Here is an 8,414-nt window from a genome sequence, read left to right on the forward strand (position 1 = left end):
GCGGGCCGGCGGTGTGGCGTCCGGGCGGGCCTACGAGGGCTGGAGCACGGAGAGGATGTTGCCCGCCGGGTCGGTGAACCAGGCGATGAGCGGTCCCTCCTCGCGCACGACGCCCTTCTCGTCCTGGTCGAACCCGGGATACCGCTCCATGCGGATCCCGCGCCGGGTCAGCTCGTCGACCGCCGCGTCGATGTCGGCGACGGGGAAGTTGAGCAGGGTGAACCCGGCCGGGGCGTGGTTCTCCTTCGGGTACAGGAGGACCTCCGTGCCGCCCGCGATGTGCAGGGTCAGCAGGCCGTTCTCCTCGGTGACCCGCAGTCCGAGGGTGTCGCCGTAGAACTCCTTCGCCCGCTGGATGTCGTCCACGGCGAAACCGCTGAACGCCTTGGTGTCGGTGAACACGCGCCCGTCCTCTCGTTGCCCGTCCCGCCGCCCCTGCGGCCTGCCACGAGTGTCGGCCCGGTGGGGTCCCGGTCCCGGCTCCGAACCGGCCCGCCCCCCGGATTCCCCCGATGGGCGCAGCGGGTGCCCCCCTCCCCCCGCGGCGCCGCCCGGGTCAGCGGCTCGTGCGCACGTCGCCGGAGGTGGTGGACGTGATGATGCCGCGGCGGCCCAGGTCGCCCGGGGGGATCCCGGGATGGTGGTCGACGCGCTCCGCTCGGCCGGAACCGCCTTCCAGGACACCGTCCCGAACGGCTGATCCGCCCGGCCCCGGCCGCGGGACGACCGTCACGCGGCCGGGGCCGTACGGCCGTTGTCGCGGGGAGCGCTCTCCCGGCGCGGAGCCACGGGATACCCTGCAGATCCCGACGCAGCCGCTCTGCTGCCGACCGCGACAGACGAGGAGCCCGCCCGTGCCTGAGCGTTCCACCGGACACCGCCCCACACTGGAAGCCGTCGCGGCGCGCGCCGGGGTCTCCCGGGCGACGGTCTCGCGTGTGGTCAACGGCGGGGCGGGGGTCCGCCAGCCCGTCGCCGACAAGGTGCGCGAAGCCGTGGCCGAACTGGGCTACGTACCCAACCCCGCGGCCCGCACCCTCGTCACCCGGCGCACCGGAGCCGTGGCGGTCATCATCGCCGAGCCGGAGATCCGCATCTTCACCGACCCGTTCTTCTCCCAGCAGATCCGGGGCATAAGCAAGGAACTGACCGCCCACGACACCCAGTTGGTCCTCCTGCTGGTGGAGGGGCCGGACGACTACGACCGGATCGCCCGCTACCTGGCCGGCGGCCACGTCGACGGTGCGCTCGCCTTCTCCCTCCACACCGACGACCCGCTGCCCGCCATCGCGGGCCGGATCGGGCTTCCCACGGTGTACGGCGGCCGCCCGGGATGGACCCCCGCCCCGGGCGGACCGGCCGGGGTGACGTACGTGGACGCCGACAACCGCGGCGGCGCGCGCGACGCCGTCCGCCACCTGATAGCCGAGGGCCGCACCCGCATCGCGCACATCGCGGGTCCGGACGACCAGACTTCGGCGACCGACCGCCTCGACGGCTACCGCGACGCCCTCCAGGGCGCCCACCCGGCGATGGTGGCCGACGGGGACTTCACGGTGGAGGGCGGGGCGCGGGCCATGGAGGAGCTGCTGGAGCACCACCCGGACCTCGACGCCGTGTTCGCCGCCAACGACCAGATGGCGGTGGGCGCGCTGCGCGTCCTGCGCGAGCGGGGCCGCAAGGTCCCCCAGGACGTGGCGATGGTCGGCTTCGACGACATGCGGTCGGTGGCCGAATGCGCGGACCCGCCGCTGACCACCGTCCACCAGGACATCGAGGGCATGGGCCGGATGATGGCCCGGCTGCTGCTGCGCGCCCTGGACCGGGAACGTACCGAACCCGTCGTCCCGTCCTCGCTGATCACACCGACCCGGCTGGTGCGCCGCGCCTCGGCCTGAGCACCGCGCGCCCGGGTCCCCGCCCTGGTCCGCGCCCCGATCCCGGCCCGGGTCCCCGCCCGCCGTCCGGCCGACAACTCCCGCTCCACACCAAGCCGTTATGCGTTCAGGTCTTGACGTTAAGCTCCGGGCGGGGGCACGCTCCAGGACCAGCACTGAGAGCGCTCTCAAGCGAACCGTTCCACGCCGAAGTCAGGGGAGAACACCCATGCCAAGAGCCCGTGCCGCCACCGCCACGCGCACCGTCCTCCGCCTCGGTGCGGTCGCCCTCGCCGGGACGCTGCTGGCCGCCTGCGGATCCGGCACACCGCAAGGCTCCACGGACGGCGCGGGAGGCAAGGTCACGGTGACCGTCGACCTCTTCGGCTCCTTCGGCTACAAGGAGGCCGGGCTCTACGCGGATTACGAGAAGCTGCACCCGGGCGTCACCGTCAAGCAGACGGACACCGAAGACGAGCAGGACTACTGGAAGTCCCTGCAGACCCGGCTCGCCGGCGGCGGCGGCCTCGCCGACGTCCAGGGCATAGAGGTGGGCCGGATCGCCGCCGTCACCCAGCAGCAGGCGGACAAGTTCGAGGACCTCACGGCCTACGGGGCGGGCGCGCTCAAGAACTCCTTCGCCGAGGCCAAGTGGTCGGCCGCGACCACCAAGGACGGCAAGGTGCTGGGCCTGGGCACCGACGTCGGCCCCGAGGCGATGTGCTACCGCCGCGACCTGTTCGAGAAGGCCGGACTGCCCACCGGGCGCGACGAGCTCGCGGCCAAGTGGTCCACCTGGGACGGCTACCTGGAACTGGGCCGCCAGTACACGAAGAACGCCCCCGAGAAGAGCGCCTGGCTGGACAGCGTCGGCAGCCTCTACACCGTCATGGTCGGCCAGGAGAAGGAGCGTTACTACGACGCCTCCGGCAAGCTGGTGTACGAGTCCAGTCCGGCCGTCAAGAACGCCTGGAGCACCTCCGTGCGCGCGGCTGGGGACGGGCTGAGCGCCAAGCTCGACCAGTGGTCCCCGCCCTGGAACCAGGCCTTCGCCGCCGGCTCCTTCGCCACCCTCCCGTGCCCCGCCTGGATGCTCGGCTACATCAAGGGCCAGGCGGGCGACGCCGGCCAGGGCAAGTGGGACGTCGCCAAGCTGCCCGGCGGCGCCGGGAACTGGGGCGGCTCCTACCTCGCCGTCCCGCGCGCCGCCAAGCACAAGAAGGAGGCTTACGAGCTGATCCAGTGGCTCACCGCCCCCGAACAGCAGGCGCGGCTCTTCGAGAAGCAGGGCTCGTTCCCGTCCTCGACCGGAGCCATCGCCAAGGTCGCCGACGTCAAGGACCCGTACTTCTCGGACGCCCCCATCGGCCGGATCTTCGGCGACGCCGCCAAGGCCGCCCCCGTCCAGGTGCTCGGAGCCGCCGACAAGACCATCGCCGACCAGATCACCAACGCGCTGAGCGAGGTCGAGCGCAAGGGCACCCCCGCGGACACGGCGTGGGAGACGGCCCGGAAGGGCGTCCGCAACGCCACCGGCTGACCGCCGCGCTCCGGCCCCGGGCCCCCACCCCGCGGACCGGCGCGCCCCCGTACCCGCCCGCCAGCCGTCGCCCCCGAAGGGCCCCCGCCCATGACCCTCCTCACCCCAACGACGACCCCCACCACCCCACCGGCGCCCAGGGCCCGCCCGTCCGCGGCCCGCCGGTCCTGGCGGGCCCTGTCCCCGTACGCGTACATCGCCCCCTTCTTCACCCTCTTCGCCGCCTTCGGCCTCTTCCCGCTCCTCTACACGGCCTTCGTCTCCCTCTACCGCGTCGAGCTCCAGACGCCGGGGGAGATGGAATGGAGGGGGCTGGGCAACTACGCCGCGCTCTTCTCCGACACCTACTTCTGGACCTCGCTGCGCAACACCTTCACCATCGGCGTCCTCTCCACCGTCCCGCAGCTCGCCATGGCGCTGGGCCTGGCCCACCTGCTCAACTACCGGCTCCGGGCACGGACGTTCTTCCGTACCGCGATGCTCCTGCCGTACGCCACCTCCGTCGCCGCCGCCACCCTCGTCTTCGCCCAGCTCTTCGGCCGCGACTTCGGCATCGTCAACTACCTCCTCGGCCTCGTCGGCATCGCCCCCGTGGACTGGCAGACCGGCACCGTCGCCTCGCAGATCGCGGTCTCCTCGATCGTCGTCTGGCGCTGGACCGGCTACAACGCCCTCATCTACCTGGCCGGCATGCAGACCATCCCGGCCGAGCTATACGAGGCCGCGGAGATGGACGGGGCCTCCAGGTGGCGGCAGTTCCTCCACGTCACACTGCCGGGGCTGCGCCCCACCATCGTCTTCACCACCGTCGTCTCGACCATCGGCGCCACCCAGCTTTTCGGCGAACCCCTGCTCTTCGAGGGCTCCGTCTCCGGCGGCATCTCGCACCAGTACCAGACGCTCGGCCTCTACATGTACGAACAGGGCTGGGGCTTCTTCCACCTGGGCCGGGCCGCCGCCATCGCCTGGGTGATGTTCCTGCTGATCCTCACGCTGGTCGGGGCCAACGCCCTGATCGCGCGCCGCCGTTCCCGCAAGGAGTCCGCCCGATGACCGCCCTCGCCGCCCCGCCGCAGGAGCCGGTGAGCGGCCCGCACGCCGCTTCCGCACGCAAGGCGGGGCGCCGGCGCGGCCGGGCCGCCGGCACCCGGCGCGGCGGACGGCTCGTCTACGCGGTCCTCACCGTCGCCTTCCTGATCTCGGCGTTCCCGTTCTACTGGACGATCGTCGCCGCCAGCCGCTCCAACGCCGATCTCGCGAGGACGCCGCCCTCGCTGCTGCCCGGCCCGAACCTGATGCACAACGTCCAGCAGGTCCTGGAAGAGGCCGACATCGGCAAGGCCCTGCTCAACTCCCTGATCGTGTCCGGCTCGATCACCGTCGGCACCGTGCTGTGCTCCACCCTCGCCGGCTTCGCCTTCGCCAAACTGCGCTTCCGCGGCCGCGGACTGCTGCTCGCCGTCACCGTGTCCACCATGATGATCCCGCCGCAGCTCGCCGTGATCCCGCTCTTCATGCTGATAGCCAAGCTCCAGTGGGTCAACCAGCTCCAGGCCGTCGTCCTGCCCGGCCTCGTATCGGCCTTCGGCGTGTTCTTCATGCGGCAGATCCTCATCCAGTCCCTGCCCGACGAACTGATAGAGGCGGCCCGCATCGACGGAGCCTCGACGGCCCGCATCTTCTGGTCCGTCGTCGTGCCGATCGCGCGGCCCGGCATGGCCGTCCTCGGCCTGCTCACCTTCATGACGGCCTGGAACGACTTCTTCTGGCCCGTCATCGCGCTCACCTCGCAGGAGCCGACCGTCCAGGTCGCGCTGCGCCAGCTCGGCGGCGGCTACGTCCACGACCAGTCCGTGATCATGGCGGGCACCCTGCTCGGCACCCTGCCCGTGCTGCTCGTCTTCGGCTTCCTCGGCCGGCAGATCGTCGGCGGCATCATGCAGGGCGCCGTCAAGGGCTGAACGACCGCCCGACCGCCCCGCCGCGTCCCCACATGCCCCTCACCTCCCAGGAGTTACCCACTGATGACCGCCGTCGACGCACGCCCCGAGACGCCGACACAGCTGCGCTTCCCCGCCGGATTCCGCTGGGGCACGGCCACCGCCGCCTACCAGATCGAGGGCGCGGCCGCCGAGGACGGCCGTACGCCGTCCATCTGGGACACCTTCAGCCACACCCCCGGCAAGGTCCGCAACGGCGACACCGGAGACGTCGCCGCCGACCACTACCACCGCATGCGCGAGGACGTCGCCGTCATGAGACGCCTCGGCGTGAGCGACTACCGCTTCTCCGTGTCCTGGTCCCGGGTCCAGCCCACCGGGCGCGGACCCGCCCTGCAGAAGGGCCTGGACTTCTACCGGCGGCTCGCCGACGAGCTGCTCGACGCCGGGATCCGGCCGGTCGCCACCCTCTACCACTGGGACCTGCCCCAGGAGCTGGAGGACGCGGGCGGCTGGCCCCGGCGCGAGACCGCCGAGCACTTCGCCCGGTACGCGGAGATCACGGCGGAGGCCCTCGGCGACCGCGTGGCGACCTGGACCACCCTCAACGAACCCTGGTGCGCGGCCTTCCTGGGCTATGCCTCCGGGGAACACGCCCCGGGGCACACGGATCCGGCCGCCGCCCTGCGCGCGGCGCACCACCTCAACCTCGCGCACGGCCGCGCCGTCGGGGCGCTGCGCGCCGCCCTGCCCCCGTCGGCCGAGATCTCCCTGACCCTCAACCTGCACGCGGTACGCCCCCTGACCGCGTCCGCCGCCGACCGGGACGCCGCCCGCAGGATCGACGCGCTCGGCAACCGGATCTTCCTCGATCCGGTGTTCCACGGCCGCCTCCCGGAAGACCTGGTCCGCGACACCGCATCGCTCACCGACTGGTCCTTCGTCCGGGACGGCGACCTGCGGACGGCCTCCGCGCCGATCGACTCCCTGGGCGTCAACTACTACGCCCCGAGCGTCGTCGCGTCGGGCAGCTGCCCGACGCCCTCGCCGTGGCCCGGGGCCGAGGGGCACGTACGCTTCCCGCACCTGCCCGGCCCCCGGACCGCCATGGACTGGCCGGTCGACGCCGAAGGGCTGTACGGGCTGCTGACCGGCCTGCACGAGGAACTCCCCGGCGTCCCGCTGATGGTCACCGAGAACGGGGCAGCGTACGACGACTACGCGGACCCGGAGGGCCGCGTCCGCGACCCCGAGCGGATCGCGTACCTGCGGGCCCATCTGACCGCCGTGCACCGGGCGATCGAGCAGGGGGCCGACGTCCGCGGGTACTTCCTCTGGTCGCTGCTGGACAACTTCGAGTGGGCGCACGGCTACGGCAAGAGGTTCGGCGTCGTCCACGTCGACTTCGCGACCCAGCGGCGGACGCCGAAGGACAGTGCCCGCTGGTACGCGGACGTCATCGCGCGCGGCGGCCTGGCCGCCTCTGACGTTCAGTAGGTGAACGCCTGATCCCGCTGCGTGGTTTTCTGTGTCCACCTCTTGCCCACTGCCGGGACGGGGGAGCACAGTAGCGGCGCACTCGATTTCTGAGAGCGCTCTCAATCCCCGTACGACCAGCTCCCCGAGAGAGGGTTTCCATGAGAGTTGCGAGAGTTGCCCCCTTACCGCGAGGCCTCCTGAGGCGCGCGGCCCTCGCCGTGGCCGCACTGCTCGTGCCCGCGGCCGCCGTCCTCGTCTCCGTACCGGCCAACGCCTCCATCCCCGCGGACCCGCCGGGCTGGACCTCCGTCTTCCGTGACGACTTCAACGGTCCGGCGGGATCGGGCGTCAACGGCGCCGACTGGCAGTACACGACCGGCACGAGCTACCCGGGCGGCCCGGCCGGCTTCGGCACGGGCGAGATCGAGACGATGACCGCCGGCACCTCCAACGTCTCCCTCGACGGCGCCGGGAACCTGCGCATCACCCCGCAGCGCGACGGCGCGGGCAACTGGACCTCGGGCCGCGTCGAGACCAAGCGCTCCGACTTCCAGCCCCCCGCCGGCGGCAAGCTGCGCGTGGAGGCCCGCATCCAGATGCCGAACGTCACCGGCGCGGCCGCCAAGGGCTACTGGCCCGCCTTCTGGATGCTCGGCGCCCCCTACCGCGGCAACTGGTGGAACTGGCCCTCCATCGGCGAGATCGACATCATGGAGAACGTCCAGGGCATCAACAACGAGTGGGCCACGATGCACTGTGGCACCAGCCCCGGCGGACCGTGCAACGAGACGACCGGGATCGGCGGCCAGCGGGTCTGCTCCCCGGCGACCTGCCAGGGCGGCTTCCACACGTACGCCGCCGAATGGGACCGCGGCACCAGCCCCCAGCAGGTGCGGTTCTACCTCGACGGCGTCAACTTCCACACCGTGCGCGCGGACCAGATGGACGCGGGCACCTGGAACGCCGCGACGAACCACGGGTTCTTCCTCATCCTGAACGTCGCGATGGGCGGGGCCTTCCCGGCGGCGTTCGGCGGCGGACCCGACGCGGGCACCCAGCCCGGCCACCCCATGACGGTGGACTACGTGGCGGTCTGGCAGACCGGCGGCGGCACCACCACCCCGCCCACGCCGACCCCCACCCCCACACCCGGGAATCGTGACGCCTACGCCGCCATCCAGGCCGAGTCGTACGACGGCCAGGCGGGCCTGATCACCGAGACCACCACCGACACCGGCGGCGGCCGGAACGTCGGCGCCGTCACCGGCGGCGACTGGGCCCAGTTCAAGGGGGTCGCCTTCGGCACCACCCCGGCGACCCAGTTCCGGGCCCGCGTCGCCGGCGGCGCGGCCGGCGGGGTCAGCGGGCTGGTCGAGGTACGCCTCGACAGCCGCTCGAACGCCCCGATCGGGAGCTTCGCGGTCGCCAACACGGGCGGCTGGCAGAGCTGGAAGACCGTCCCGGCGAACATCTCGGCCGTGACGGGCACCCACGACGTGTACCTGACCTTCGCCAGCGGCCAGCCGGCCGATTTCGTGAACGTCAACTGGTTCGAGTTCGGCCACTGACCCACCCCGC

7 protein-coding genes are annotated in these 8,414 nt (G+C 72.2%); 6 read left to right on the forward strand and 1 reads right to left on the reverse strand.

The genetic code is table 11. The features are described from left to right. Positions 1 to 30: 30 nt before the first annotated feature. A complete protein-coding gene (locus ACFV0Q_RS34135; protein ID WP_385010784.1) occupies positions 31 to 402 on the reverse strand; it encodes a VOC family protein in 372 nt (123 codons plus the stop codon). Positions 403 to 854: 452 nt separating this feature from the next. Here ACFV0Q_RS34135 and ACFV0Q_RS34140 point away from each other — a divergent pair, with 452 nt between their 5' ends. The 6 genes from ACFV0Q_RS34140 (at position 855) to ACFV0Q_RS34165 (ending at position 8,404) form a co-directional block, all read left to right on the forward strand. After that, positions 855 to 1,898 (forward strand): LacI family DNA-binding transcriptional regulator, encoded by a 1,044-nt coding sequence (locus ACFV0Q_RS34140; RefSeq protein ID WP_385010786.1) that lies wholly within the window; start codon positions 855 to 857, stop codon positions 1,896 to 1,898. Positions 1,899 to 2,106: 208 nt separating this feature from the next. Then, entirely contained in the window at positions 2,107 to 3,417 is a 1,311-nt protein-coding gene (locus tag ACFV0Q_RS34145) for an ABC transporter substrate-binding protein (RefSeq protein WP_385010788.1), read from the forward strand. 90 nt (positions 3,418 to 3,507) lie between these two features. Further along, positions 3,508 to 4,470 carry a carbohydrate ABC transporter permease gene (locus ACFV0Q_RS34150; protein WP_385010790.1) on the forward strand — a complete coding sequence of 321 codons (963 nt, stop codon included), beginning with the start codon at positions 3,508 to 3,510 and terminating at the stop codon, positions 4,468 to 4,470. Continuing rightward, on the forward strand, positions 4,467 to 5,378 hold the full coding sequence (locus ACFV0Q_RS34155; protein ID WP_385010792.1) for a carbohydrate ABC transporter permease: 912 nt from the start codon (positions 4,467 to 4,469) through the stop codon (positions 5,376 to 5,378). Before ACFV0Q_RS34150 ends, ACFV0Q_RS34155 begins: the two co-directional genes overlap by 4 nt. A gap of 63 nt (positions 5,379 to 5,441) precedes the next feature. Further along, a complete protein-coding gene (locus ACFV0Q_RS34160) occupies positions 5,442 to 6,854 on the forward strand; it encodes a GH1 family beta-glucosidase (RefSeq protein WP_385010794.1) in 1,413 nt (470 codons plus the stop codon). A gap of 140 nt (positions 6,855 to 6,994) precedes the next feature. Beyond that, positions 6,995 to 8,404, forward strand: a complete 1,410-nt coding sequence (locus ACFV0Q_RS34165; RefSeq protein ID WP_385010796.1) for a glycoside hydrolase family 16 protein — start codon at positions 6,995 to 6,997, stop codon at positions 8,402 to 8,404. Positions 8,405 to 8,414 lie beyond the last annotated feature (10 nt).

Origin of the sequence: Streptomyces sp. NPDC059564 (assembly GCF_042735575.1) — a bacterium.
In the GTDB taxonomy this organism is placed as follows: domain Bacteria; phylum Actinomycetota; class Actinomycetes; order Streptomycetales; family Streptomycetaceae; genus Streptomyces.

Bases quoted from the DNA above. Each gene is read 5' to 3' on its own strand.
- ACFV0Q_RS34145 (WP_385010788.1), top strand. From the start codon at position 2,107: ATGCCAAGAGCCCGTGCCGCCACCGCCACGCGCACCGTCCTCCGCCTC.
- ACFV0Q_RS34150 (WP_385010790.1), top strand. From the start codon at position 3,508: ATGACCCTCCTCACCCCAACGACGACCCCCACCACCCCACCGGCGCCC.
- ACFV0Q_RS34155 (WP_385010792.1), top strand. From the start codon at position 4,467: ATGACCGCCCTCGCCGCCCCGCCGCAGGAGCCGGTGAGCGGCCCGCAC.
- ACFV0Q_RS34160 (WP_385010794.1), top strand. From the start codon at position 5,442: ATGACCGCCGTCGACGCACGCCCCGAGACGCCGACACAGCTGCGCTTC.
- ACFV0Q_RS34165 (WP_385010796.1), top strand. From the start codon at position 6,995: ATGAGAGTTGCGAGAGTTGCCCCCTTACCGCGAGGCCTCCTGAGGCGC.